This is a genomic window from Nocardia sp. bgisy134 (assembly GCF_057708325.1).
In genome coordinates this window covers 690,277-715,998 of record NZ_JBYIRW010000001.1, presented here as the reverse complement: position 1 = coordinate 715,998, position 25,722 = coordinate 690,277, and the positions used below count along the sequence as shown (strand labels likewise).

Here is a 25,722-nt window from a genome sequence, read left to right as displayed (position 1 = left end):
GTCCGTCCCGGTCGCGCGAAGGGGCGAGCCGACCGACCTGTCCCAGTCGCCGCCGCCCGTGTTGAAGAATGCAGTGATGTTCACGAACACGCCGCCCCCGACCGGTGCCCGATGACGCCAGAGACCACCCCCGCCGGGGTCGACGACCTCGTCGCCGAGCGGCTCGCCGCGGCGCTGCGCTGCGCCACGGTGTCCACCGAGGACTCGACCGGCGCCGCCGACGCCGCCGACGCCGCCTTCGAGCAGCTCGCCGCGCACCTGGAGCGCTCGTTCCCGCTGGTGCACGCCGAGCTCGAGCTCGAGCTGTTCGGCCACAGCAGGCTCTACCGCTGGCCCGGCGCCGAACCGGGACCTGTGTGCGCGATCCTGCTCGCCCACCAGGACGTGGTGCCGGTCGACGACGCACGACGCTGGACCCATCCCCCCTTCGACGGCGTCGTGGACGACGAGTTCGTCTGGGGTCGCGGCGCCATCGACGACAAGAGCAGGCTGATCGCCATTCTGGAAGCGGTGGAGTCCGCGCTGGCCGAAGGCGTGCGACCCCGGCACACCGTCTACCTCGCCTTCGGGCACGACGAGGAGATCTTCGGCGACGAGGGAGCCGTCCGGATGGCGGATCATCTGCGCCGCCACGGCGTGCGCGCGGAGCTGCTGCTGGACGAGGGCGGCGTGATCACCGAGGGCGTCGCCGACGGCGTCGACCGGCCGGTGGCCTCGATCATGCTGGGCGAGAAGGGCTATGCCACCGTGCGGCTCCAGGTGCAGCAGACCGGCGGGCATTCCTCGATGCCGGGCAGGCAGACCGCCGTCGGCCGGATCGCCAGGGCGGTGGGGCGGATCCAGGATCATCCGATGCCGCTGCGGCTGACGCCGGTGATCGCCGACATGCTCACCCGGCTGCGCGCGGTGATGCCGGAGACCCGCAGGCGGTTGTTCGGGATCGCCGGTCTCGCTGGGCCGATGATCACCCGGATCATGGCCGCCCGCCCGCAGACCGAGGCGCTGGTGCGCACCACCACCGCCCCCACCGTGATCAGCGGCGGCGTGAAGGCGAACGTGCTGCCGCAGCGCGCCGAGGCGCTCGTCAATTTCCGCATCCTGCCCGGCGATTCGGTGGCCGGGGTGCTCGCGCACTGCCGCAAGGTGATTCGCGATCCCGGCGTGCAGCTGGAGCTGGTCGGGATGTCGTCGGAACCGTCGCAGACCACTGCGCCCGGCCCCGCGTTCGAGCTGGTCGCCCGGCTGGCCGAGACCATCGTCCCCGGCATCGCCGTCACCACCGGCCTGGTGCCCGGCGCCACCGACTCGCGCCACTACGACGATCTCGCCGCTACTCGGTGCAACTTCGCGCCGATCGTGCTGACCGAGGCCGACCTGGCGACAATCCACGGAACCGACGAGCGCATCTCCCGGGTGAACTACGCTCGGCTCATCGAGTTCAATCGGCGGCTGATCGAGGAACTCGCGCATGGTTCTACCCGAGAGGAGCGCAGGTGACCCGCATCGAGGACGGCGATTTCGAGGGCACGGGCAGCCGGATCGCTTGGCGCGCATGGCTTCCCGAGACCACGGCCAAGGCGGTGGTGGTGCTGGTGCACGGCATCGCCGAACATTCCGGCCGGTACGGCCACGTCGGAAAGCGGCTGGCCGACGCCGGGTTCGCGGTCTACGCGCTCGATCACCTCGGCCACGGCAAGTCGGCGGGCAGCAAGGCCAACATCGGCTCCATGGCGGGCTCCGCCGACAACGTCGAGGGCATGCTCGACATCGCCGCCCGCGAGCAGCCCGGCGTGCCGAAGTTCCTGGTCGCGCACTCGATGGGCAGCCTGATCACGTTGTATCTGGCCACCCGCGGGCCGATCGACGTGGCGGGCATCGTGCTCTCCGCCCCGCCGCTGGACATTCCGGTCGGCAATCCGGCACAGCGACTACTTGCGCCGGTGCTGTCCCGGCTGACGCCGAATCTCGGCGTGCTGACACTGGATTCGTCGATGATCAGCCGCGACCCCGCGGTGGTCGCCGCCTACGACGCCGATCCGCTGGTCTACCGCGGCAAGCTCCCGGCCCGCACCGGCACCGAGATCCTCAACGCCACCGACACGGTCAAGCGACGGCTGGACAAGCTCACCGTCCCGCTGCTGGTGCTGCACGGCACCGCGGACGTCCTCGCGGCTCCGTCCAGCACCGACCTGATCGAACGCGGCGCGGCCTCGAAGGACCTGACCGTCATCCGCTACGACGGCCTCTACCACGAGATCTTCAACGAGCCGGAGCAGGACCGGGTGCTCACCGACGTGGTGACATGGCTGGAGGCGCACATCACCGAGCCGTAGGATCCGGTCATGGGAACCACACCGACCAGATCCGTCGCGTTCGTCCGCGCCACCTGGCACAGCTCGATCGTCGGCAAGGCCCTGGAGGGCTTCACCGCGGAATACACCGACCTGGGCTTCGACCCGGCCACCATCGACGTCTTCGAAGTGCCCGGCGCGTTCGAGATTCCGCTGCACGCCAAGCGGCTCGCCCAGACCGGCAGGTACTCGGCGATCGTGGCGGCCGCGCTGGTGGTCGACGGCGGCATCTACCGGCACGATTTCGTCGCCTCGGCCGTGATCGACGGGCTGATGCGCGTGCAGCTGGACACCGACGTGCCAGTCTTCTCCGTCGTGCTCACCCCGCACCACTTCCACGAGCACAGTGAGCACGTCGACTACTTCACCGGGCATTTCGTGACCAAGGGCGCCGAGGCCGCCCGCGCGCTGGCGACCACGCTCAGCTCGCTGCGCGCGCTGCCCGCCGCGGCCGAATAACTCCGGCCGCGGCGGACCCGCTCACCGGAACTTGGTCATGCAGGCCTGCTCGCCGTCGAGCACACCGGTGCGGAACGCCTCGAGCCGCTGGTAGCCGCTCTTCACGACCTTGCCGTCCACGTCGGCGGCGGCAAGCCCGTCGGCGAGCAGTCCGGAGACAGCCTCGTCGAGGTCGTTCGCCGACAGGCGCGGGTCGCTTGTCGGCTCGCTCAGCTTGGTGGTGAAGGCGCCGCTGAGGCAGGCGGTGCGCAGGCCCGCGGTCGCCGCACCGGTCAGCGAGAGTTTGCGCTCCTGCTGGACGGCGAGCATGTAGCGGGAGACGAACACGACGAATGCGTTGTAGTCACCCTGCACGACCGCGGACAGCGGCTCGGCGTCGCCGTCGAGCGGACCACCGCGCTGGGCCAGTTTCGGTACGTCGGTGCCGATCGTGTTCGTGCTCGGGCAGTACGAGACCGGTTCGGTGGCGGTGACCTTCGAGCAGTTGCGCACCACGCCGGAGTAGTCGAACTTCGGTGCGGCGGTGAGCGGGAAGTTCTTGGCCAGCGCCTGGCTCACGCTGGTCAGCGAGGCCTGGTCCACCGGAAGCTGCTGGTTCTCCTCGTCGTCCACCTCGAAGGTCACCGGCAGGTCGCCGCGACGCTGCTTGATCTCCTTCTTGTCGATCCTCTTGCAGGCTTCGGCGCCCTCGGTGTAGCCGAGCTGCACGGCGGTCACCCGCTCGAAGGCCGAGCCGTGCACGTTGTCGGGGTCGCTGGGATCGGTGTCGCGCACCGCGATGGTGGCGCCGAGCACGCCGTCCAGTCCGTCGGTCATGTTCATGGTGAAGTGCGGCGCGTCGCCCTCGGCGACATGCCGCAGGAACACGCCCGCCAGGCAGTCGGCCTGCTGCTCCTTGACCAGCGCGCCGGTGAACAGCCCGGCGATCTTGGCCTGCCCCTGGATGGCGTGCCCGTACTCGTGCGCGAGCACCATCACCACGGACATCGGACCGTACTTGTCCTCCAGCAGCGGCAGCAGCACCCTGCGGTCCCAGCCGATGGTGTGGTCGAGCCCGCAGTAGGCCGCGTTGACCAGCTTGTAGGTGTCAGCCTTGCAGAACTTCACCGACTGCTCCTTGGGGGCGCGCGCGTCCCAGGAGATGTATTTGTCCACCGGCTTGAAGGCGCCGGGAAAAGTCTTGGCGTACTCGGCCTTCCAGAACTCTTCGATGTCGCCGATGGCGTTGAGGGCGAGCCGGTCGACCCGTCCGCCGTCGCCGTTCTCCGCCGTCAGCGGCGCGTCCGGCACGCCGGGGCGCGGGCCGCTCGGGCCGGTGCTGGTCGCCGCGCCCGCCGCCATCCACGGGTTGTTCGGATCGACGGCGGTGACGCCCTCCGAGCTCGTCGTGGTCTGCGAACTGCCGCAGCCGGCGAGCGTCGCGCCGACCGCCGTCAGCACCGCGATCGCGGCGAACCGCAGCCGTTTGGTCCTCATCAGGTCTTCCTCCCCGGTCCTGCGGGCACTCGCCCGCGCCGCCGGACGGTGGTCTACCCACACCGCCGGTCGAGCGTTCACATGGTAATCGCTGGCATCCGTGCGCGCGTATCGCGTTGCGCGCCCTGGGTTCCTGGGCCGAGCGCACCGCGCGCCGGTCAGGCGTCGAACCTCAGCACGGCGAACACCGCGCGGTGGTCCGAGCCCGGGATGGACAGGCTCTCCATCTCTTCGGCGGTGCCGCCTGCGATCAGGATGTGGTCGATGCCGATCACCGGTCCCCACGGCCGGTCGGTCGGATAGGTGGGCAGTGGGCCCGCTCCGGCCAGATCGGCGGCCGAGTCGAATCGGTCACGCACCAGATCACGGAAGGCCGAATGATCGCGTGTCGCATTGAAATCCGCGCCGACGAGCGCCGGACCGGTTTGCGCGTCCAGGATTTCGCGGATATGCCGCATCTCCGCGCTCCACGCCGCGAAATCCAGCGGCGGCGGCATCGGGTGGAAGGCGTAGACCGCGACCGGCCCGCGCTGCGGGTGCTCCATCGTGGCCGAGAGATTGGCCATCACGAAGCCGTCGTATTTCCTGGTGTCGCGCAACGGGTATCGGCTGAAGATGCCGCTCCCCGATCCCCAGCTCCCCGGTTCCAGGTAGTGGTACGGGAGCTCGCCGGCCAGTTCGGTGGTCAGCCGCGCGGCCGACTCGGGTGTCAGCTCCTCGAGCGTGAGCACGTCCACCCGACGCTCGCGGACCTCGCGCACCACCACGGGCAGGTCGGCGCCGCCGAACAGCAGATTCGACTGGAGCACCCGGATCTCCGGGCCGCTCGCCGCCCGCCCGTCCGGCACGAACAACGGCAGCTGCGTCCACAGCACCGCGACCGCGACGACGCCCGCGGCCGCCGCGCTGCGCCATCCCCTGGCGACGACGAACAGCAGCAGCCCCACCACCGCGCCGAGCATCAGATACGAGGCCCCAGAGGCGACGAGCACCGGCAACCGCCGCTGCCACGTGCTGAAATACAGCACGACGCCCACGATTCCGACGGCCAGAGCGCACCACCCCAGAGCGAGCAGCACCCGGTTCACCCATACACGCATGCGATCGACCCTAGGCGGCTTCGCCTGCGGAAAACTTGTGCGATCCATAACGCCACAGGATCCGCACAATTCCTACACTGGCGAGAGCGGCGCCGATGCCGCGCGGACACGAGGGTATCCACGATGTATATCGAAGAGTTCACGGCCGCTGGACCGCTATCGGCCGACGACGCTGAGGAACTCGCGATGCTCGCGGGCCGCTACACCTCACGCGTCACCGTCAGCTGCGGCGGACGCGACGTGCACGCGCTGGTCTTGCCGGTGGCGTGGGACGTGCTGCCGATGACAGCGGGCAGCCCCGTGACGGTGACGGTGACAGGCGGCCGTCGCGGACCCGAGGAGGATCGGCTCGCGTTGCGCGCGTTCGTCGACAGACTGCATCGCCGCTGAGGCCGCATCGCGCGGAACGAATCTCCCGGCGCGGCGTCGACGCACGCATCGTGGAATGCCTCCCACTGGCCGCCGCGCTCACCGCGCCGTGCTCGCGGGACCCTGCCCGCTCTCCAGCGCGGCATGCCTGCTTCACGCCCCGAAGACGCGCTCCACCACCGCTTTCGCGCGCCGCGTGATGCGCATGTAGTTGTCGAGGAATTCGCTGCCGTCGTCGTTGCGCCACCCCGCCACCCGCGCGACCGCCGAGAGCAGGCGGCCGGGGCCGGGCAGCTGGTCGGTGGCCTTGCCGCGCACCAGGACCAAGGCGTTGCGCGCCTTGGTCGCGGTGAGCCAGGCGTCGCGCAGCAGCGCGACGTCCTCGGCGTCCAGGAGTTTCGTCTCCTCGATGACGTCGAGCGATTCCAGGGTGGAGGTGTTGTGCAGCGCGGGCACCTCGTGAGCGTGGCGCAGCTGCATGAGCTGCACGGTCCATTCGACGTCGGCCAGGCCGCCGCGGCCGAGCTTGGTGTGCGTCGCGGGGTTCGCGCCGCGGGGCAGGCGTTCGGCGTCCACCCTGGCCTTGATGCGGCGGATCTCGCGCACCGCCTCCGCCGAGACACCGCCCACCGGGTAGCGCACCTTGTCGATGACGTGCAGGAAGCGCAGCCCGAGCCCCTGATCGCCCGCGATCTGGTGCGCGCGCAGCAGTGCCTGCACCTCCCACGGCTGCGCCCACTGTTCGTAGTAGGCGCGGTAGGCCGCGAGGGTGCGCACCAGCGCGCCGTTGCGTCCCTCCGGCCGCAAGCCCGCGTCGACGTGCAGCGGCGGATCGGTGCTCGGCGCGCCGAGCATCCGCTGCACCTTCTCGGCGACGCCGATGGCCCATTTCACGGCCTTGGTCTCGTCCTCGCCGGGGCGCGGATCGCAGACGAACAGCACATCGGCGTCGGAGCCGTAGCCGAGCTCCATCCCGCCGAGCCTGCCCATGCCGATCACCGCGAAGTCGGCGGGCGCGGACGCTCCCGTCTCCGCTTCGGTCGCCCGGATCACCGCCGAGAGCGCGGCCTCCAGCACCGCCACCCACACCGACGACAGCGCCCGGCACACCTCTGGCACCTCGAGCATGCCGAGCAGGTCGGCCGAGGCCACCCTGGCGAGTTCGTGCCTGCGTAGCGAACGGGCCGCCGCCACAGCCCGTTTCGGGTCCTCGTAGCGGGCCGATGCCATGAGGATGCCGCGCGCGACGTCCTCGGGTTGCGGGACGAGCAGCAGCGAGCCGCCGGGACCGTCGGCGTACATGCGGATCGTTTCCGGCGCGTTGATCAGCAGATCGGGCAGGTATTCCGAGGAGCCGAGCACGATCATCAGCCGCTGCGCGATCGCGCCTTCGTCGCGCAGCTCGCGCAGGAACCAGATCTGGTCGTCCAGTCCCTCCGACACCCGGCGGTAGGCGAGCAGGCCCGCGTCGGGATTCGGTGTGTCACCGAGCCATTCGAGCAAGGTGGGCAGCAGCAGCGCCTGGATGCGACCCTTGCGAGAGACCCCGCCGGTGAGCGCCTTGAGGTGGCCGAGGGCGTTCTCCGGCGCCGCGTAGCCGAGGGCGGCCAGCTGCCGGACGGCGGCGTCCGGGCTCAGCCGCAGCGCGTCGGAGTCCATCCGGGCCACCGCGTCCAGCAGCGGCCGGTAGAACAGCTTCGCGTGCAATCGCCGCACCCGCACCGCGTTCCGGCGGATCTCGGAGCCGAGCACGCCGACCGCGTCCTGCCTGCCGTCGGGACGAATGTGGGCGGCGCGGGCCAGCCAGCGCATGCCCTCCTCGTCGTCGGTGGCGGGCAGCGTGTGGGTGCGCTTGAGCCGTTGCAGCTGCAACCGATGTTCGAGCAGCCGCAGGAATTCGTAGGAGGCGGTGAGATTCGCGGCGTCGTCCCTGCCGACGTAACCGCCCGTGGCGAGCGCCGTCAACGCCTCGACGGTGCCCTGCACGTGCAGCGACTCGTCCACCCTGCCGTGCACCAATTGCAGGAGCTGCACGGCGAATTCGACATCGCGCAGGCTGCCGTGGCCGAGTTTCAGTTCGCGTTCGCGCAGATCGGCGGGCACCAGGTCTTCCACGCGACGGCGCATCGCCTGCACGTCGGCGACGAAATCGGGGCGCTCCGAGGCGGTCCAGACCATCGGCATCACCGCGTCGCGGTACTGGCGCCCGAGTTCGAGATCGCCCGTCATCGGACGGTTCTTCAGCAGCGCCTGGAACTCCCAGGTGCGCGCCCACCGCTTGTAGTAGGCGAGGTGCGACTCCAGGGTGCGCACCAGGGCTCCCTGTTTGCCCTCCGGGCGCAGCGCCGCGTCGACTTCGAAGAAGGCCAGGCTGCCGACGCTCATCGTCTCGGCCGCCAGCCGGGTCGCGATCGCGTCGGCGGGTTCGGCGACGAACACCACGTCCACGTCGCTGACGTAATTCAGTTCGCACGCACCGCTTTTGCCCATCGCGATCACCGCGAGCCGGACGGGGACCTGGCCGTCCTTGCAGACCCGCGCGACCGCGACCGCGAGCGCCGCGGTGAGCGCGGCGTCGGCCAGATCGGTGAGATGCATGCCGACCACCTGGTACGGCAGCACCGGCTCGTTCTCGACGGTGGCCGCCAGATCCAGCGCGGCGAGCACCATCAGCTGGTCGCGATAGCGCCTGCGCAGCAGCGGCACCGCTTCGGGCCCCGCGATGCCGGCGCGGAACAGCAGCCCGCCTGTCCCCCGGCCCATCGAGTCGCGATGCGTCGCTGCGTTCGATGTGTGCGACCCCTCTTCCGGCACCGCGTCGACGACGTCGAGCAGGTCGGCGAGCACGTCCTCGCGCGTCGGCAGCTCGGCGCGGCGCAGCAGCTGCCACGAAGCGGGCTCGGCCACCAGGTGGTCGCCGAAGGCGCTCGACGAGCCGACCAGCGCGAAAAGCCTGCCGCGCAAGGACTTGTCGGTGCGCAGCGCGGAATCCACTGCGGCCCAGTCGCTTCCGAGTCCCTCGCGAAGGCGCATCAGGGTGCTCAGCGCCAGGTCGGCGTCGGGCGCCCTGGACAGCGCCCAGAGGACCGGAATGCTTTCGACGTTGTCCCAGCCCAATTCGCGCAGCGAAGCTGCGGCCGTCGGCTCGAGCAATCCGAGCCGACCGACACCGGGGACAGCGGAGCGCGCAGACGGTGGCCGGACCATAGTCTTAAAACTACATGCCCGGCTCGCGCGCCCAGGTCACAGTCCGAGGTACTCCTTGAGCTCGAACGGAGTCACCTGGCTGCGGTAGTCGGCCCACTCCCGGCGCTTGTTGCGCAAGAAGAAGTCGAAGACGTGCTCACCGAGGGTCTCGGCGACCAGCTCCGAGCGCTCCATCGCCTGCAACGCCTCGTCGAGCGTGCCTGGCAGCTCGCGGAAGCCCATCGCGCGCCGCTCGGCGGAGGTCAGCGACCACACGTCGTCCTCGGCCTCCGGCGGCAGCGTGTAGCCCTTCTCGATGCCGCGCATGCCGGCCGCGAGCAGCACCGCGAACGCCAGGTAGGGGTTGCAGGCGGAATCTGGGCTGCGGATCTCGACGCGACGCGAGGACGCCTTGTTCGGCGTGTACATCGGCACGCGCACCAGCGCGGAGCGGTTGGACCGGCCCCACGACGCCGCGGTCGGGGCCTCGCCGCCGTGGATGAGCCGCTTGTAGGAGTTCACCCACTGGTTGGTGATCGCGCTGATCTCCGGCGCGTGCTCCAGGATGCCCGCGATGAACGCGCGGGCGGTCTCGGAGAGGTTGATCGGGTCGTCGGGGTCGGCGAACGCGTTGTTCTCGCCCTCGAACAGGCTCATGTGCGTGTGCATCGCCGAGCCGGGGTACTGGGCGAACGGCTTGGGCATGAAGGTGGCGCGCACGCCCTCGTCGATGGCCACTTCCTTGATCAGGTAGCGGAAGGTCATCACGTTGTCGGCCATGGACAGCGCGTCGGCGTAGCGCAGGTCGATCTCCTGCTGGCCGGGCGCGCCCTCGTGGTGGCTGAACTCCACCGAGATGCCCATCGACTCGAGCGCGTCGATCGCGTGGCGCCGGAAGTTCGGGGCCGAGTCGTGTACCGCCTGGTCGAAGAAGCCGCCGGTGTCGGCCGGGTGCGGCGGGGTGCCGTCCTGCGGGCCGTTCTTCAGCAGGAAGAACTCGATCTCCGGGTGCACGTAGCAGCTGAACCCGACATCGCCCGCCTTGTTCAGCTGCCGCCGCAGCACGTGGCGCGGGTCGGCCCAGGACGGCGAACCGTCGGGCATGGTGATGTCGCAGAACATGCGCGCGGAGTGCTGATGCCCCTTGCTGGTGGCCCAGGGCAGCACCTGGAAAGTGGAAGGATCGGGACGGGCGACCATATCGGCCTCCGACACCCGGGCGAAGCCCTCGATGGCCGAGCCGTCGAAGCCGATGCCCTCTTCGAAGGCGCCCTCGAGCTCGGCGGGGGCGATGGCGACGGATTTCAGGTAGCCCAAGACGTCGGTGAACCAGAGCCGCACGAAGCGAATGTCCCGCTCTTCGAGCGTCCGCAGCACGAATTCCTTCTGGCGATCCATGTCCGCGAGCGTAAGCATCCGGCGTTAAATCCGTGTTACATCCGTGCTCGGGATTGCGTTTCGGGTGCGCGAGGGACTATTCGGGACGAAGCTCACCGCCGCGGCGGTGTGACGGTGAGCACTTTCGGCGAGCCGTCAGCAGGTCAATCCCGGCTCGGGGGCCTCCAGATCGACCAGATAGGCGGTCACCGCGTCGTCCAGGCACTGATCGCCCGCCACCAGCGCGGCGGTGTGGCGGTTGCCGTTGAAAGTGATCAGCGCGGCGTCCAGCTGGGCGGCCAGGTCGACGCCCGCCTGATACGGCGTCGCCGGATCGTCGGTCGTGGACACCACCACGACCTTCGTCAGACCGTTCACGGAGATCCGGTGCGGGTTGCCGCTGTTCGGCACCGGCCAGCTCGCGCACACCTCCAGCGGGGCCTGGCCGGTGCCGCGGCCGTCGTCCAGGAACGGCGCGGCCTTGCGGTACTCGGCGTCCTGGCGTCCCGCCACCGCGGGATCGGTGACCCGAGGGTCGTCGACGCAGCGGATGGCGTTGAAGGCGTCCTGGGTGTTGTTGTAGGTGCCGTCGTCGCGGCGGCCGTCGTACATGTCGGCCAATTGCAGGAGGGTGTCGCCGCGGCCGTCGCGCAGTTCGTCCAGGCCGAGGGTGAGCACCTGCCACAGGTCGTCGGAGTAGAGCGTCTGGGTGACGCCGGTCATGGCGTCGCTGTAGCTGAGGCCGCGCGGGTCGGTGGTCGCGGCAGGCGTGTCCCACAGCGGGTTCACCAGGTCGCGGAAACGCGCGACGGCCTTGGCCGGATCGGTGCCGAGCGGGCAGTCCGGTTCCTCGGCACACTGCCGGGCGTAGGCGTCGAACGCGGTCTGGAAACCCGCCGCCTGGCGCAGCGACTCCTGCACCGGATCCTTCGAGGAATCGACCGCGCCGTCCAGCACGAGCGCCCGCACCCGGTCCGGGTACTGCTCCGCGTACAGCGAGCCGAGCTTGGTGCCGTACGAGTAGCCGAGGTAGGTCAGTTTCGGGTCGCCGAGCACCGCCCTGATCACGTCCATGTCCCGCACCACCTCGCGGGTGCCGACGTGCGCGAGCAGTTCGTCACCGCTGCGCTCGACGCACTTGTCGGCGTACTCCTTGTTCTCGGCCTGTGCGGCCGCGATCCCCTCGGGAGTGTTCTCCTCCGGGCGCTCGGCGCGCTCCGCGTCGTTCTCCTGCGGGGTCAGGCACGCGATCGACGGCGTCGACGCGCCGACACCGCGCGGATCGAACCCGACCCGATCGAAGCGCTCCGACAGCGGCGTGCGATTGGCGATCCCCGACATCGACAGCCCCGACACCCCCGGCCCGCCCGGGTTCAACAGCAGCGACCCGATCTTCGCCCCCGAGGCGGGGATCCTGCTCAACGCGATCTGCGCTGTCGGCCCGTCGGGGTTCGCGTAATCGATCGGCACCGTGATCTTCGCGCACTGCGCGTTCGGCGGGAACCGGTCGTTCGGATCCCCGAACCCCGCGCACTCCCCCCACGCCGGCGTCTGCTCGTAGAACCGCTCCAACCCCTGCTCCGGCGCAGGCATCGGTGCCTTCGGCTCCGCCCGCTCGACGGTGCACCCGGCCGCAACCATGGCCAGCACCGCCGCTACCAGCACACCACGCCCACGCCATTCCATGCCTCGATCCTGCCAGGGAGTGCCCGCGGCCCCCGCGACCATGCCGCACAGGCGGGCCCGCAATCCCGTTCACCGGCGCATCCGACGCCGCGACTTCGGGCCAGGGAGCCATGAGCAGGGTGGCCGACATCGAGCAACCCACAGGCGTTCGAGACGCCGCCGCCTCGATTCGAGTAGTCCACTACGCGTCCCCACGGCTGCGTTCGCCGAGAGAATGGCAAGGCTTGTAATCGAAATCCGGTGCCGTGCGCCACTGTCGGCAAGGCGCGGCGAAGGGAGTTCGTCGCCATGGGGTCGGTACTGCTGATTCGCCCCGCGGACCATCTACTGATCGGTGTCCGCTGGTCTGGATTCACGACGGACGGCGCGGGCCCGGCAGGCGTACCTGTCCTGACGGCAGGCAACCAGGCGCGGCTGAGCCTGTTGTTTCCGCCGCAGCACGTGGGCGAGGAGTGCTCGCCGCCTGCCTCGGCGGCGCCGCTGTCGCTTCCGGCCGGAACCGCGGGGACGACGGTCCCCGGCTGGCGCGCGGTCCTTTCCGGATCCAGCCGTATCGTGATCGAGGTCCCCCAGGGCAGACGGATCGCCTTGACGGCGAGCGGCATTCTGGATGCCGTCGGCAATGTTCCGCTGGTGGTGTCCTCCGGTGTCCCCGGGGCGAACGACACCGCGATCGAGTTGCCGTGGCGGGTACTGCTCGCGCCCGCGACACACACGCCGGGCAGCGCTGTGGTGTGCCGCCATCCGAGCGCGCCCGTCTCGGACGGAGAGGTCAGCGGACTGTGGCGCACCCGGCTGGTCGACGCCACGCTGTCGCCGACGAGTGCGGCGCCGGATGCGCGGCTCGCACTGCGGGTCGCCGATCCCGCGCTCGCCGATACGGCGGATCCCGCCTTCGGTCCGCAAGCGCCGAACAACACGCTCGCGCTACCTCGATCGGCGCGCACCCGGCTCGCCTTGGAGACGAACAGCCGGCCGGCGACCGCCACTCGCCTCGAGCTCAGTTCCCTCGGCGGGACGCTGTACGCGGCCGGCGCGTGGCCCGGCTTCGAATGGGAGCAGCAGACGGCGCTCGGCCGCGACATGAAGGTTCGCGCCCGATTCGAAGGTGTCGTGTATCCGCTGGGCCACGAGGCCGAATACCTGGAGGTGGTGACGCGCGAGTTCGACGCGCACCCCACGGCAGGCGGCGCCGCGGTGCTCCGGCGAATCGGCATCCTCACCATCGTCGAGCCGATACGGCGCGAGCCCGCCGCCGAGGCGATGCGCCGCCGATTCCCGCTCGGCGAGGTCGAGATCACCCAGACGACCTTCACCGATATCGCCTCTCCCCATTCAACCGTTCCCGGCGCGGCGTGGCGCATGACCGCACTGCCCGGAATCGGCACGCAGGCCACGCATTTCCGTCCGACGACCAGCGCCGGTGCACCCGTCTTGTTTCCGATCCGGTGCGCCACCGGCGGCGCGAACGCGACCTTCACCATGCCGCTGCTTTTCGTGGCACGGATCGCGATGAACCCGACGTCGACCTCGCTCACCGATCCCGGACTCGCTCAGCGGCTTGCCGCCGACTATGGCACCGCGCAGGTCCGGTTCGCGCCCACACCGGTCGACCTGGTCGGCGCCCGCGCCCGCGGACCCGGCGATGTCCACGAGGTACACGGCGTGACCATCGCGGGCATCGCGCAGCAGGCCGATCTCACCGGCGGATACCGACCGGCGCTCACCCAGTTGGAGATCGCGCTGCCCGCGCTGCGGGTACTGCGCGGTGACGCACAGCTCTCGTCGGTGCGATTCACGGAGAAGTACCTGCGCAACGGATCCGAGGACGTCCTGCTGGAGATGTTGCCGGACCAGGGCAGGGAGATCGATTTCGCCAAGAGCGCCGACAGGTCGGGCGGGCTGGTCGCCCCCAAGTACGTCACCAACGCGATCTCGCGGACGTTGGGACCGGTCAACCTCCAGGCCATGCCGCATCCGGCGACCGGCTTGATCGATCCGGCGGCGCTGTTTCCCTCCGACCAGGCCGCGCTGCTCGGGTTCCCCTTGAAATCGCTGTTGACCCAGTTACGGGTACCGCCGGAGATCACCGCGATCCCGAAGGCGGGTTCGCCGCCGGAGGTCCGGATGCAGTGGCGCGGTATCACGCTGCGCTCGGCGGGTTCCTTCGTCGCCCGACCGAGCACGCGACTCGACCTTTCCGTCACGGCGAGCGCCGAGCGCAACGAAACCGTATGCAGTGTCAAAGATTTCACGCTCGAGTTGCCGCCGGGACCGAAACGTGTGCTGCGCCTGACGTTTGCGACTCTGACCTTCGCGCAGCGCGACGGCGGTGCGCCCGACGTCGCCGTCGACGGCGTCGACGCCGAGTTCCTCGGCGAGCTGAAGTTGCTGGACAAGTTGCGCGACGTGATCGACCTCGGCTCGGCGGGCAAACTGCTCGACGTGTCCCCGCGTGGTGTCGCGGTGCGGTACTCGCTACCGCTGCCGCCGGTGGCCGCGGGCGCGTTCGTCATGCGCAACATCGCTCTCACCGCGGGCATCGACATCCCCTTCAACGGTGACCCGGTCGGCGTCGCGCTCGGTTTCGCGAGCCGCGCCAATCCCTTCCAGCTCAGCGTGCTGATGTTCGGCGGCGGTGGCTATCTCGAGATCCAACTCGACCGGGACGGATTGAAACGCCTCGAGGCGTCGCTCGAATTCGGCGCCTTCGTGGCCGTCGACTTCGTCGTCGCGTCGGGCGAGGTGCACGCGCTGGGCGGCGTGCGATACACGCTGGAGCCCAGCGGCGCCGTGGCACTGACGGGATACCTGCGCATCGGCGGCTGTGTCGACGTGCTCGGTCTGATCAGCGTGTCGATCGAGCTGTGCCTTTCGCTGAGTTATCAGTCCGAACGCAACGCGCTGGTCGGACGGGCGACACTGGTGATCGAGATCGATCTGACGCTCTGGTCCGACAGCGTGGAACTCGACAGCGGCGAGTGGGTGCTCGCCGGAGCGCCTGGTCGCCGCCTCATGGCTCGCGACACCGACACCGCCCTCGCGCAATGGCGCGAATACCGATCCGCCTTCGCGGGCGTGCGGCGCGAGCAGCCGCCGCTCGCTGCCGTCACGACCGAAAGTCACGAGCGATGAACGAATCCGAGTACTTCCACATCCCACTGCACGTCGACCTGCCGCACCTTGCGGAACGAGTCGCCTTCAGCCCTGACGGTCGTTGGCTCGCCGTCGGCGCAGGGTGGCGACTCTTCGGCGCGAACGAGGGCGGCCTCAGCATCGTCGATGGCAACTCCGGCGAGATCGTCTGGACCACAGCGGATCTGAAAAACTGCCTCGACCTGACGTTCACACCGGACGCGCAGCGGCTCGCGGTGAGCGTGCTCGACCAGAACAACGGCATGCGAATACAGCTGTTACGGGTCTCGAACGGCGAGAAACTCTGGGAGGTCCCAGGAGCCGGGTTCCTCGCGTTCAGCCCGGATGCGACGCTGCTCGGCGTCGACGGCGTGTCCGAACCTGGTGAAGCACCACACAGTTTCGTGCTCGCGGCAGACAGCGGCACTCTGCTGCACAAACAGGGCTCTTCGATGGCCGTTCCCGGGTTCACCGCCGATTCACGGCTGATGTGCACAGGATGTCCCTCGCTCGTCGAGGCATCGACGGGCACGCTGCGGTGGACGGAGGGTGATCACGAGAACGTTGCGTCCGCCGCGGTCTTCACCGACGACGACGATGCCGTCCTCTTCGCCACCGCTCCCGAGGCGACGATCTTCGTCTTCCAGCTCGAACCCGGCCCCGACGGCTCCGCCGTCGTTCGGTCGGTCGTCGACGCGCCGGAGCTCTTCAGCGCCGACCAATGGATCGGCGCGATCTCCTTCAGTCCCGGCCATGGCATGATTCTGCAGCTGAGTCAGCAGGAGCTGGTCCTGATCTCCGTGATCGACGGCAGCGTCCTGCATCGGTTCCCGAAAACCAGGCCCGCCATCAACATCGCGGCCGCATTCCGCGCGAACGACAAGCAGCTGGTCCTCAACATCCCGGTTCCACCTGCGCCGCCCGATATGTCGGGCGCAGGCATCAGCGTCGTCGATACTCGAACGGGTGCGACCCTCTGGTCCGATCCCGGTCTGGAGTGCGTCGACCTGGCACTGAGCGCCGACGGCGCCCGCCTCGCCGCTGTCGGCGAAACCTCCCTGCTCGTCTACGAACTCGGCCTCCCGGCACGCTCACGACACGACTGTCGAGCGCCTGTCTCCGCGGTGGCGACGAGCGCCGCGGCGGCGGGGATCGTCGCCGCGGCGGCAGACAACAACCTCATCGTCTTCCGGGCGGCGACCGGCGAGGCGATGCTGGAGCGCGACCATCCCGGAACCATCGGCGACGTCGCGGTCAGTCCGGACGGGCACAGCGTCGTCACCGCGAGCAGCGACGGCCGCTGCAGGCACTTCGACACGCTGACCGGCGACCGGTGGACCGGAAAACACAATGCACCGGTCAACGCCGTGGCCTTCAGCGACGACAGCAAGCGGGTGGCGACCGCGAGTGCCGACCGCACCGCTCGACTGTTCGACCGGACACCGGGCGCCAACCCCGACGATCAGACGGCGTTGTGGTCGCATCAGCATCCTCAGGGCGTCAGCCATGTCGTGCTCGGGCCCGCGGCGGCCTGGCTCGCGACCGCCTGCCTCGACCGCAAGGTCCGCATCCTCTCCGGCTCGACCGGCGACGAACTGCACAGCCCGTTCGAGCACGACGGGAAGATCCGCGCCCTTGCGGTCGCGGGCACAACCCTGGTCACCGCCAGCGACGACGGCAGCGCGCTGGTCATCGACGCCGTCTCCGGGCAACGCCGGTTCCGGCTCGAACATCCCGGCAAGGTCACTGCCGCGGAAGTGTCGCCCGATGCCGCGCTGCTCGCCACCGCAGGGACCGGAAACGACTGTCATCTCTGGCGTATCGACGGCGCACAACCGGTGCTGCTGCACCGCCTCGCCACCCGCGCCGTCGTCAACGACCTCGCGTTCGGGGCGGACGGGCAACTCGCCATCGCGACCGAGCATCAGGTCGTCGCGATCGTCGATCCTGGCACCGGTCGCGAAATCGAGCGGCTCATCCATCCGAAAGCCGTGAGCCACTTGGCATCCGGAATCGATCGCAGCGTGCTCGCCACGGCCTGCGCCGACAACGTCGCCCGCGTCTACGAGATGAGGGAAGAATGAGCGAATTGCTGTGGGTGGCCGTCCCCGACGGCAGGCACGGGGAACGAGCGTCGCTGCGCGTGCTCGTCGTTCCGCGGCTGGCGGAGGGCCCCCTCACCGATCTCGGACTCGGGGATTGGCCGTCGACTCTCAACGATGTGGCCGAGTTCCAGCTGCGTCTCCGCACGCCGGCGGGTGAACGGATCGCGCAACACGACGTTCGTCTGGTACCGCGGGCGAGATCGGAGCTGTGGGCCGAATTCTTCGGCGGTGAGGCGGGTTTCGCCAACGAATGGCAGCAGAAGACGGTTCCGGCGCCCGAGATGTCGGAGACATTCCAGGTCGGAAGGAATGCCGCGACCACCGCGCGGACACTCGTCCGAACCGGGGCCGAGAAGACGCGCGAGGAAACCCAGGCCGCGATCAAGACCGAGGTCGCCGCGTGGGCGGACGCCACCGCGCCGCCTGCCTCGGACGGCGCCGAACCGCCGCCGCCGGTGATCACCGACTTCCACCGCACGGTCGCCACTCTGCGCGAGCACCCCGCCGTGCTGCTCGAGCTCGGCTTGGTGTTCGAGCTGGACATCGACGTCGCCGACCTGGAACCGGGCAGCGGGCTGCTGTCGGTCCGCTGTGTCGACCCACCCTTCCTGCGCAACCTCGTGACCGCACCGTGGACGCGGTACGAACTCACCGAGACCGTCTTCCGGCCCGCACCGGACCCGGGCTCCGCCTCGTTGATCCGCGCGGGCGTCCTCGACCTGTCGAGCTCCGTGTCGCTCACCGACCCCACCGCCCCGGACGATCCGGGTCACTGGGCGATCGCGACCTTCGACGTCGACGGCGCGGCCGACGGATTACGCCAAGCCGCACACGATTTCGCGCTGAACCCGCCGAAACAGGCCACTGTGCCGCCGTTCCGGTCGTCGGGCATCGCCTTGATCCGGCCCGGCCGGAGCGCGGAATTCGCCGAGCGGCGCGGCGCGGCGGGTCGCCGCGGCGCCGCCTCGATCGGCGACGCGGTGTTCTCGGCCGACGATCTCGTCCTCGGCTACCGGGTGGATGTCCGCCGCGAGGGCGCGGAGTGGCTTTCGGTGTGCGGACGCGATGCCGCCTACAGCGTCAACGACATCCCGATCGTCAGCGGCCAGGAAGAAGGGCATGTCAAACCGTTCGCGGCGGTGCGGGGCGCAGACGGACAGCTCCGCGCCGACGAGGTCGTGCTGCGCTGGGACGGCTGGAGCCTGGCTGTCTCTCATCCGAACTTGGCCGGCGACAGCCCCGGACCGGTCCGCAATCCCGCCCAGCCCATGCCCTTCCACTTCGAATGGGAGTTCAAGACACCGCAGGGCAGCCTGCCTGCCCTGCGGTTCGCCGACCTCTATCAGATGCGCGTGCGCATCGCCGACATGGCAGGCGGCGGGCTGACGCGCGAAGAATTGCAGGACCCCACGGTCGCGAGTGTGAGCGTCAGTTACCTGCGCCACGACCCCGTCCTACCGCCAACGCTGCACGGCACCGCGAGCTTCGCGGTGGGCGCGGCCATCGATCGTCTCGTGATCCGCAGCGACCACAACAGGACGGTGGCGCAGATCCATGACGCGGACCCCGATTACCCGGCCACCGAATCGCGCGTCCTGCGCCCGCCGACGGTGCCCTTTCCGCTGATCGAACAACACCGCATGCTCGACAACCCCGACCTGACGGACGAGGAATCGTTCGCGCTCGCTCGGCGCGCCATGCAGTCCGACGGCAGCGGCGCGGGGCTCCCGGATCCGGTGGCCGACGGCGTGCACGCGTTCGTGGCGAAGACCGAGCTCGGGCTGGCCACCTCGATCAGCGACGTCAGCGGCTGGTCGTCGTCCTGGCCGGACCACGCGCCGAAGACGATTCGGCTCGACGAGGAACCCGGCGTCAAGCCGATCACGATGGTCTGGTCGGGCAACACACTGAAAGTGACACTGGCCAAGGGCAAGCAGGCGACGATCGAGCTGACCTCCACGCTCGACGGCGAGCTGTCGAACCACCTGGCGATCAGCGACTTTCTCGCGGGCGGCGCCGGGGGCGAACCGGCGATCTCACCCGACAGCACGAAACGCGGCCGCAACCCTGTGGTCACGCCGCCGCGGCGCGTCCTCGTCGTGCACGCGGTCAAACGTCCACTGCTCGAACCACGGTGGAATCTCCCGGCGGAGGCCGTGATCCGGAACCACCACGACACCACCGCGCTGCTCGAACCGAGCTTCGCGTCGGCCGGTCCGGTTGCCGGGCTCGACGCCGACAGCACGGGCCGGATCGACATCGCGGCCGAGTGGACCGAATTCGCCGATGTCGGGCCGCAGGCCGGTCCGGGTGCCCGTCCGGTCACCGTAGCTCGGGTGCACGGCCAGACAATCCCGCCAGGCGCGGCACCGCAGTTGCGGTTCCGGCACGAGTTCGGCGACACCAAACACCGCACGGTCACCTACACGGTCGAAGCGATCAGCCGGTACCGCCAGTATTTCAAGGCCGGCGAACCCGAGTCCGCGTTCGAGGTCGCTCGCGCTCAGGCGCCGGTCGACATCCCGTCCACCGCGCGGCCGACCGCGCCGACGGTGCTCGGCGTGGTTCCGGCGTTCCGGTGGCGTCAGGAACAGGTCGGCGTGAACCGGATCGAACTGACGAGGTCGGGGCAGCGCCTGCGGGTGGAGCTGGCCCGCCCGTGGTACGAGACGGGCGAGGGTGAACAGCTCGCTGTCGTCGTCGCCCCCGCCGGAGGCCCGGCAGACGCATTGCGTGGTGTGGTCAGCCGCATGGGCCGTGACCCGGTATTCGGGACACCGGCCACCGAACCGTTCCCACCGTCGTCGTTCTTCCGTTCGGCGTCGCCGCCTGCCCTCGCGGACCTGCCCGAACTGGGCGAGCAAGTCACCGTCGTGCCGTATCAGGTCACCCCGAGCGGAGACCACTGGTTCGCCGATGTGGAACTCGCGGTCCCTGGCAACCGTCAGTCCTACAACCCGTTCGTCCGGCTGGCCGTGGCACGGTATCAGCGCGACAGCATCGAGGGGCTCCACCTGTCCCCTGTGGTCGTCACCGAAAGTGTCCCGCTGCTGCCCGACCGCCGGGTGACCGTCGACCGAAACGGATCGCACCTGCAGATCGCGGTGACAGGTACCGCGCCCACCCCGCTCAATCGCCTGGAGGTCGTCCTGGAGACCTGCCCGGCCACGGCGGTGCCGGAACAGGTCGACATCGTCATCGACGACCCGAACCTGGAACCGGCGCTGCCTGCCTGGCGGCCCGTGCCGGGGCATGCGGTCCTGCGGGCCCAAGACGGATCCATACCGCCGCTACCGCTGCCCGTCGCGGCTACGGGACGCCTGCGCCTGCGGCTGCGGGAGACCGAAAACCTCTCCGGCCCAAGCGATCCGCAACTGCCCCCCGAGCTCACCCAACGCAACGTCTTCGTCGGCACGATCGTGTTGCCCGCCGAATGGCACGCCTGACGGAGTGCTCTGGAGACCGAATGGCCGGGGAGGGGCGTCGGATAGGCGATGCCCCTCCCGGTCCGCCTACGGCGTGAACGGACGCTGGGCCGTGAAGTCGGCGCCCGCATTGAGAGTGAACAGATTCGGAGTCTGGTCGGGCGGCATGAGGTTCGCGATCTTGCGGTGGAATTGCGAATACCCACCAGCGAACGATCCGTTCGCCCAGATGTCGAGCAGCGCCGCGGTGAACTGCCCGTTCACAGCGCCGTCGTAGGACTCCTGCGAATCCTGGCAGCCGGACAGCAGGATCACGCCCGCCTGGATGTTCGCTCGGGTCTGCGGCCCGCTCAGACGCTGCACGAACGAGTACAGCTGGCGCCGTCGCTTGTTGTCCTGGAGCTCGACCTCACGCGGCATCGCCTTCACGGCGCCCTGGACGATCCGCACGGCGCCGTGTTCACCGGAACTGTGCAGGGCGGCGGCTCTCTCAACGATGGCATCGCGAGTGCCGCGGCTCAGCATCTCGCGCACCACCGTGCCGCTGTGACAGCTGTCGGAGCACACGACGATCCGGACGCCGGGAGCGAATTGCGCCCACATCCGATAGAGCTCGTCGTCGACTATCTGGCGGTCGTAAGCCACCCAGGTCTCGTCCCTGTCGTCGTCCTCTTCGCTGTCGACATCCCACACCTGGCTCCCATGCCCCGAATAGGTGATGAGAACCAGATCACCCGGCCGCGCGGCGTTGGCCAGGCTGCCGATCTCCCCGATGATCGCGTACGAGGTCGCGTCGCTGTCGAGCAGTTTCTTCGTCGTCGCGAATCCCTCCGCCGCGGCGATCGCGGCCATGGAGTTGGCATCGTTCACACAGCCCGCGAGGGCGCCGTCCCAGCCGTCGTACTCGGCGGGATCGACCTGATTCAATCCGATATGCAAGGAGTATCCGGTCACTGCACTGCCTTCCTTCGGGGGCTACTCGTGACGTGACGTCTCCGGATCCGCCACGCACCGATCGTCCGGCGGTCCGCGTAACCGGGCTAGCGTGTCCGACTACCCGAACTTCGGTCCGGCACTACGCGAAGACGGTCGTCGGGCGGACGCCGCGACGGGCCCAGGTGCGGCGGCATGTCCGGATGTCGCGATCCGGCCCGCACCTGTGACCAATCGCACCGTCCAGCGCTCTTAAGCGACCGTCGAGACGGGTGGCACACTGGAGGCGTCAGGCAACCCGGGGACCCGCCAGGGCCTCGAGGCGACAACTCCGAAAGGGACGATGATGTCCGTATCCGATGCGGAAACCCCTGCCTACGGCGCGGCGCAGGCCGAGACCAAGAAGGCACGGCGCAAGACGCGGGTCCCCCACCTTCAGCAGATGAAGGCCGACGGTGAGCGCTGGGCGATGCTCACCGCCTACGACTATTCCTCCGCCCGCCTGTTCGAAGAGGCGGGCATTCCGGTGCTGTTGGTCGGCGACTCGGCCGCCAACGTGGTGTACGGGTACGACACCACGGTGCCGATCACCGTCGACGAGTTGATCCCGCTGGTGCGCGGCGTGGTGCGCGGCGCGCCGCACGCGCTGGTGGTGGCCGACCTGCCGTTCGGCACCTACGAGTCCTCCCCGCAGCAGGCGCTGGCGACGGCGACGCGGTTCATGAAGGAGGGCGGCGCGCACGCGGTGAAGCTGGAGGGCGGCGAGCGGGTCGCCGAGCAGATCGCGGTGATCACCGCGGCCGGTATCCCGGTGATGGCGCACATCGGCTTCACCCCGCAGAGTGTCAACACCCTCGGCGGCTTCCGGGTGCAGGGCCGCGGCGACGGCGCCGAGCAGCTGATCGCCGACGCCATCGCGGTGCAGGAGGCCGGCGCCTTCTCGGTGGTGATGGAGATGGTTCCCGCCGAGCTGGCCGGGCAGGTCACCCGCAAGCTGACCATCCCGACCGTCGGCATCGGCGCGGGCGCCGACTGCGACGCCCAGGTGCTGGTCTGGCAGGACATGGCGGGCTACACCAGCGGCAAGACCGCCAAGTTCGTCAAGCGGTTCGCCGAGGTCGGCGACCACTTGCGCACGGCGGCAGCGACGTACGCCGACGAGGTGCGCCGCGGTGTCTTCCCCGGCCCGGAGCACAGCTTCTGATCCGGCACGGATGAGACCGGTCGAGTGGCGCAGGCACTGCCGGCGCTGCTCGACCAGCCGCCGGCCCCGCTCGCCAGCCCGGAGGCTCGAGACCGGGTCCGCGGAAGAGGCTACTGCTGTCTCTCCTTTTCGGCCGCGCTCTCCGTTGCAGGCAATCGGCACAGGACGAAGGTCGCTGCCGCGAATAGTGCGGCGGCGAAGCCACCGGACCACATGACCTTGTCGATACCGGAAGCCGAAGCCGCCACGGCGATCTTTCCGATTGTGCCCGCGAAGAATTCGAATTGCTCGGGTAAATAGTCGACGACCCTCTGCCCGATTCCGGAACTCAGCGCCTCGGTCAACTCCGCGGTTCGGCCGGCCGGAATTGTCACGCCTGACGTCCGCAGGCCGGACAGCGAAGACTCCACACTTTCTGTCGCGACATGCGAGAAGACCGCACCGGCCCCGGCTACGCCGATGGCGGTGCCGACTTGCCTGGCGGTGAAGACAGTTCCCGTCGCCATGCCGTACCGACCGCCGCGAGCATGCGTGAGCGATCGCTGCGAGACGATGACCGTTGCCGCGCCGAGCCCGAGTCCCGCGACAGCCGAGCCGGGTGCGAAGTGAGTCCATTCGGTGTTCACGTCGACGCCCGTACAGAGGAACAAGCCCAACGAGACCAGGGCGAGCGCGATCGGCAGCGACCATCGGAGCGGAATTCGATGCTGAAACATCGCGGTTGGTGGCGCGGCCGCGAATGCCGCCAATGTCAGGGGCAGGGCGCGCACGCCCGCTTCGAAGGGGCTGAACATCAGCGTGTTCACGAAGTAGAGCGCCAGGTAGTTGATACCGGCGAAAACGGTACCGCCGACAGCGACTCCGACCAGCGCCAAGGCGGCGAAGTCCGGCTTGGCGAGCAGTCGCATGTCCAGCATCGGTTCGGCGACGCGCCGTTCCCACCAGACGAAACCGCCGAGGGCGACCAGCGAGAGCGCGCCGGACCAGAGAATCATCGGGGATGTCCAGCCGAACCGGCTTCCTTCGATCAGTCCGAACACGCCGGCCAACAGTGCGGTGCTGATCGCGCCTGCGCCAACCCAGTCGGTCGAGCGAGGTTCACGATCACGCGACTCCTCCATATACCGGCAGGTCAGCGCGATGGCGAGCACACCTACGGGCAGATTGACCAGGAAGATCGATCGCCATCCGGCGCTCGTGACCAAAGCGCCCCCGATGAGCGGCCCCATGGCGGCGGCCCCCGCGACGACAGCACCGTAGACGGCGACCGCCACCGCCCGGCGCCGCCCTTCCGGGAATGTCGCCCCGATGATCGGTAGCGCCACCCCGAACAACACCGCGGCGCCGGCACCTTGCGCACCGCGAATCACGTTCAGCGCGAGAATGTTCGGCGCCATCGCGCAACCGGCGGACGATGCCGTGAAGAGAACCGATCCGATCAGGAAGAGTCGGCGCCTGCCGATCCGGTCACCAATCGTGGCAGCGATCAGCAGTAACCCCGCGATCGGCAGTGTGTACCCGTCGATCACCCATTGCAGATCATCGAGCGAGGCATCGAAGGACACCTGAAGCTCCGCCAGTGCGGTCGCCACGATCGTGACGTCCAACAAGAGCATGAAGATGCTCATGCACACGACTGCCAGCGTCAGCCGGGCATGCCGCGGCAACACTTGCCCGAATCTGTACTCGACACCGGCATGTGTCGATAGAGCGGTGCTCGAGTTCGTTCGAAAGCGGTCGGACACAACATCAACCCCTTGGATCGTCCAGCGGAATACGACATATCGAGTGTTGTGGAGGGGACCGGGCCGCGGCCTCACCCCTCGGGGGGAAGAGAGCCACCCCCACTGCCGGTCCGCACCGTACCCGCGGTCGATGTTTCCCACGCTTCCGCAGAACAAGCTTGAAGTTGTTCGCAGCACGGCGAAGCGGGAAGGAGAAACTGCGTTGAACAGCACACCGAAAGCGCTCGCGATGTTTCCGGGCCAAGGCTCACAACGCGTCGGTATGGCGGAGTTTCTGCTCTCCGAATATCCGGAAACCGCTGGCCGAGTATTCGCCCTCGCCGACAGGACGCTCGGATTCTCGCTCACCGAATGGTGTGTTTCGGGTTCGGCCATCGGACTCGCCTGCACCGAGATCGCGCAGCCCGCGATCGTCGCGACGAGTCTGGCGGTTCTCGAAGTACTGAGCGAGAAGGGCTTTCGCCCCTCGCTGGTGACCGGACACAGCCTCGGTGAATACACCGCGCTGGTCGCGGCTCAGGCGCTGACGCCGCGGGACGCATTCCGCCTGGTCCGCCGCCGCGGTGAGCTGATGGCACGGGTGTCCGACCAGGTCCCCGGAGCGATGATGGCGATCTTCGGGTTGGCAGTGGAAGTGATCGAAGTGATCTGCGCCGGCCTCCGCGCCGACGGAGTCGCCGAGGTCGCCAACCACAACGAGCCCGGGCAGACGGTCATCTCCGGTACCCGCGACGCCGTGGCCCAGGCAGCGCGGATCGCCCTCCGGTACGGCGCGGAACGGGTTCTCCTGCTCGACGTGAGCGCGCCGTTCCACTGCTCGCTGATGGACGAGATCGAAGACGAGTTCGCGGCCGAGCTGGACCGGTATCACTTCGCGCACCCGCGGCTTCCGGTTCTCAGCTCGGTCACCGGTGCGCCGGTGACCACCGCGGACCAGGCCAAGTGGCTGTTGCGATGCCAGCTGGCCGGACCGGTGCGGTGGGTCGATGTGCTCACCGCCGCACAGCGACACGGCATCACCGACTACGTCGAGATCGGGCCGGGACGGGTCCTCAGCGGTTTTGCCAATCGAATGATCAGCGGCGCCTCGGTGCGCAGCACCAACGACAAACGCCGAGTGGCAGCTCTTTTGCAAGCTTGCTGATCCAAAAACCCTCCAAAGAAAGGAAAT

16 protein-coding genes are annotated in these 25,722 nt (G+C 69.1%); 9 read left to right on the top strand and 7 right to left on the bottom strand.

The window, feature by feature from the left end; genetic code table 11:
* Nucleotides 1-111: 111 nt before the first annotated feature.
* The 3 genes from AC3ERS_RS03170 to AC3ERS_RS03160 are packed head-to-tail and all read left to right on the top strand — an operon-like array spanning nucleotide 112 to nucleotide 2,810.
* Nucleotides 112-1,497 (top strand): M20 family peptidase, encoded by a 1,386-nt coding sequence (locus tag AC3ERS_RS03170; protein WP_431963236.1) that lies wholly within the window; start codon nucleotides 112-114, stop codon nucleotides 1,495-1,497.
* Nucleotides 1,494-2,333 (top strand): alpha/beta hydrolase, encoded by an 840-nt coding sequence (locus tag AC3ERS_RS03165; RefSeq protein ID WP_431963234.1) that lies wholly within the window; start codon nucleotides 1,494-1,496, stop codon nucleotides 2,331-2,333. The genes AC3ERS_RS03170 and AC3ERS_RS03165 overlap by 4 nt, the downstream gene beginning before the upstream one ends.
* A gap of 9 nt (nucleotides 2,334-2,342) precedes the next feature.
* Nucleotides 2,343-2,810, top strand: a complete 468-nt coding sequence (locus tag AC3ERS_RS03160) for a 6,7-dimethyl-8-ribityllumazine synthase (RefSeq protein WP_431963232.1) — start codon at nucleotides 2,343-2,345, stop codon at nucleotides 2,808-2,810.
* Between the two features lie 21 nt (nucleotides 2,811-2,831).
* Here AC3ERS_RS03160 and AC3ERS_RS03155 read toward each other — a convergent pair whose 3' ends face one another.
* Nucleotides 2,832-4,286: a neutral zinc metallopeptidase gene (locus tag AC3ERS_RS03155; RefSeq protein WP_431963230.1), complete on the bottom strand. Its 1,455-nt coding sequence runs from the start codon at nucleotides 4,284-4,286 to the stop codon at nucleotides 2,832-2,834.
* A gap of 158 nt (nucleotides 4,287-4,444) precedes the next feature.
* A complete protein-coding gene (locus AC3ERS_RS03150; RefSeq protein WP_431963228.1) occupies nucleotides 4,445-5,386 on the bottom strand; it encodes an endonuclease/exonuclease/phosphatase family protein in 942 nt (313 codons plus the stop codon).
* 123 nt (nucleotides 5,387-5,509) lie between these two features.
* Here AC3ERS_RS03150 and AC3ERS_RS03145 point away from each other — a divergent pair, with 123 nt between their 5' ends.
* Complete coding sequence (locus AC3ERS_RS03145; protein WP_431963226.1) at nucleotides 5,510-5,776, top strand: hypothetical protein; 267 nt, start codon at nucleotides 5,510-5,512, stop codon at nucleotides 5,774-5,776.
* Nucleotides 5,777-5,908: 132 nt separating this feature from the next.
* Here AC3ERS_RS03145 and AC3ERS_RS03140 read toward each other — a convergent pair whose 3' ends face one another.
* The 3 genes from AC3ERS_RS03140 to AC3ERS_RS03130 all read right to left on the bottom strand — a co-directional run bounded on the left by AC3ERS_RS03140 (nucleotide 5,909) and on the right by AC3ERS_RS03130 (nucleotide 12,004).
* Nucleotides 5,909-8,962, bottom strand: a complete 3,054-nt coding sequence (locus AC3ERS_RS03140) for a bifunctional [glutamine synthetase] adenylyltransferase/[glutamine synthetase]-adenylyl-L-tyrosine phosphorylase (protein WP_431963224.1) — start codon at nucleotides 8,960-8,962, stop codon at nucleotides 5,909-5,911.
* A 36-nt stretch (nucleotides 8,963-8,998) separates the two neighbouring features.
* Nucleotides 8,999-10,339: a glutamine synthetase family protein gene (locus tag AC3ERS_RS03135; protein WP_431963222.1), complete on the bottom strand. Its 1,341-nt coding sequence runs from the start codon at nucleotides 10,337-10,339 to the stop codon at nucleotides 8,999-9,001.
* 135 nt (nucleotides 10,340-10,474) lie between these two features.
* Nucleotides 10,475-12,004 (bottom strand): alpha/beta hydrolase, encoded by a 1,530-nt coding sequence (locus AC3ERS_RS03130; protein ID WP_431963220.1) that lies wholly within the window; start codon nucleotides 12,002-12,004, stop codon nucleotides 10,475-10,477.
* A gap of 288 nt (nucleotides 12,005-12,292) precedes the next feature.
* On the opposite strand from AC3ERS_RS03130, the gene AC3ERS_RS03125 reads away from it, so the two are divergent.
* Genes AC3ERS_RS03125 through AC3ERS_RS03115 form a run of 3 tightly spaced genes read left to right on the top strand, consistent with a single transcriptional unit; the run spans nucleotide 12,293 to nucleotide 20,690 of the window.
* Complete coding sequence (locus tag AC3ERS_RS03125; RefSeq protein ID WP_431963218.1) at nucleotides 12,293-15,139, top strand: relaxase family protein; 2,847 nt, start codon at nucleotides 12,293-12,295, stop codon at nucleotides 15,137-15,139.
* Entirely contained in the window at nucleotides 15,136-17,223 is a 2,088-nt protein-coding gene (locus AC3ERS_RS03120) for an outer membrane protein assembly factor BamB family protein (protein WP_431963216.1), read from the top strand. Before AC3ERS_RS03125 ends, AC3ERS_RS03120 begins: the two co-directional genes overlap by 4 nt.
* Nucleotides 17,220-20,690: a hypothetical protein gene (locus AC3ERS_RS03115; RefSeq protein ID WP_431963214.1), complete on the top strand. Its 3,471-nt coding sequence runs from the start codon at nucleotides 17,220-17,222 to the stop codon at nucleotides 20,688-20,690. Before AC3ERS_RS03120 ends, AC3ERS_RS03115 begins: the two co-directional genes overlap by 4 nt.
* A 66-nt stretch (nucleotides 20,691-20,756) precedes the next feature.
* Here AC3ERS_RS03115 and AC3ERS_RS03110 read toward each other — a convergent pair whose 3' ends face one another.
* Nucleotides 20,757-21,623, bottom strand: a complete 867-nt coding sequence (locus AC3ERS_RS03110) for a caspase family protein (RefSeq protein WP_431963212.1) — start codon at nucleotides 21,621-21,623, stop codon at nucleotides 20,757-20,759.
* Nucleotides 21,624-21,948: 325 nt separating this feature from the next.
* Here AC3ERS_RS03110 and panB point away from each other — a divergent pair, with 325 nt between their 5' ends.
* Nucleotides 21,949-22,806: a 3-methyl-2-oxobutanoate hydroxymethyltransferase gene (gene panB, locus AC3ERS_RS03105; RefSeq protein WP_431963210.1), complete on the top strand. Its 858-nt coding sequence runs from the start codon at nucleotides 21,949-21,951 to the stop codon at nucleotides 22,804-22,806.
* Nucleotides 22,807-22,916: 110 nt separating this feature from the next.
* On the opposite strand, the gene AC3ERS_RS03100 is transcribed toward panB, so the two are convergent.
* On the bottom strand, nucleotides 22,917-24,764 hold the full coding sequence (locus AC3ERS_RS03100; RefSeq protein ID WP_431963208.1) for an MFS transporter: 1,848 nt from the start codon (nucleotides 24,762-24,764) through the stop codon (nucleotides 22,917-22,919).
* Here AC3ERS_RS03100 and fabD point away from each other — a divergent pair.
* A complete protein-coding gene (gene fabD, locus AC3ERS_RS03095; RefSeq protein ID WP_431963206.1) occupies nucleotides 24,754-25,695 on the top strand; it encodes an ACP S-malonyltransferase in 942 nt (313 codons plus the stop codon). The genes AC3ERS_RS03100 and fabD overlap by 11 nt on opposite strands.
* The last annotated feature ends 27 nt before the right edge of the window (nucleotides 25,696-25,722 follow it).

Bases quoted from the DNA above. Each gene is read 5' to 3' on its own strand.
- AC3ERS_RS03135 (WP_431963222.1), bottom strand. From the start codon at position 10,339: ATGGATCGCCAGAAGGAATTCGTGCTGCGGACGCTCGAAGAGCGGGAC.
- AC3ERS_RS03130 (WP_431963220.1), bottom strand. From the start codon at position 12,004: ATGGAATGGCGTGGGCGTGGTGTGCTGGTAGCGGCGGTGCTGGCCATG.
- AC3ERS_RS03120 (WP_431963216.1), top strand. From the start codon at position 15,136: ATGAACGAATCCGAGTACTTCCACATCCCACTGCACGTCGACCTGCCG.
- AC3ERS_RS03145 (WP_431963226.1), top strand. From the start codon at position 5,510: ATGTATATCGAAGAGTTCACGGCCGCTGGACCGCTATCGGCCGACGAC.
- AC3ERS_RS03160 (WP_431963232.1), top strand. From the start codon at position 2,343: ATGGGAACCACACCGACCAGATCCGTCGCGTTCGTCCGCGCCACCTGG.
- AC3ERS_RS03170 (WP_431963236.1), top strand. From the start codon at position 112: ATGACGCCAGAGACCACCCCCGCCGGGGTCGACGACCTCGTCGCCGAG.
- AC3ERS_RS03115 (WP_431963214.1), top strand. From the start codon at position 17,220: ATGAGCGAATTGCTGTGGGTGGCCGTCCCCGACGGCAGGCACGGGGAA.
- AC3ERS_RS03155 (WP_431963230.1), bottom strand. From the start codon at position 4,286: ATGAGGACCAAACGGCTGCGGTTCGCCGCGATCGCGGTGCTGACGGCG.
- panB (WP_431963210.1), top strand. From the start codon at position 21,949: ATGTCCGTATCCGATGCGGAAACCCCTGCCTACGGCGCGGCGCAGGCC.
- AC3ERS_RS03150 (WP_431963228.1), bottom strand. From the start codon at position 5,386: ATGCGTGTATGGGTGAACCGGGTGCTGCTCGCTCTGGGGTGGTGCGCT.
- AC3ERS_RS03140 (WP_431963224.1), bottom strand. From the start codon at position 8,962: ATGGTCCGGCCACCGTCTGCGCGCTCCGCTGTCCCCGGTGTCGGTCGG.
- AC3ERS_RS03125 (WP_431963218.1), top strand. From the start codon at position 12,293: ATGGGGTCGGTACTGCTGATTCGCCCCGCGGACCATCTACTGATCGGT.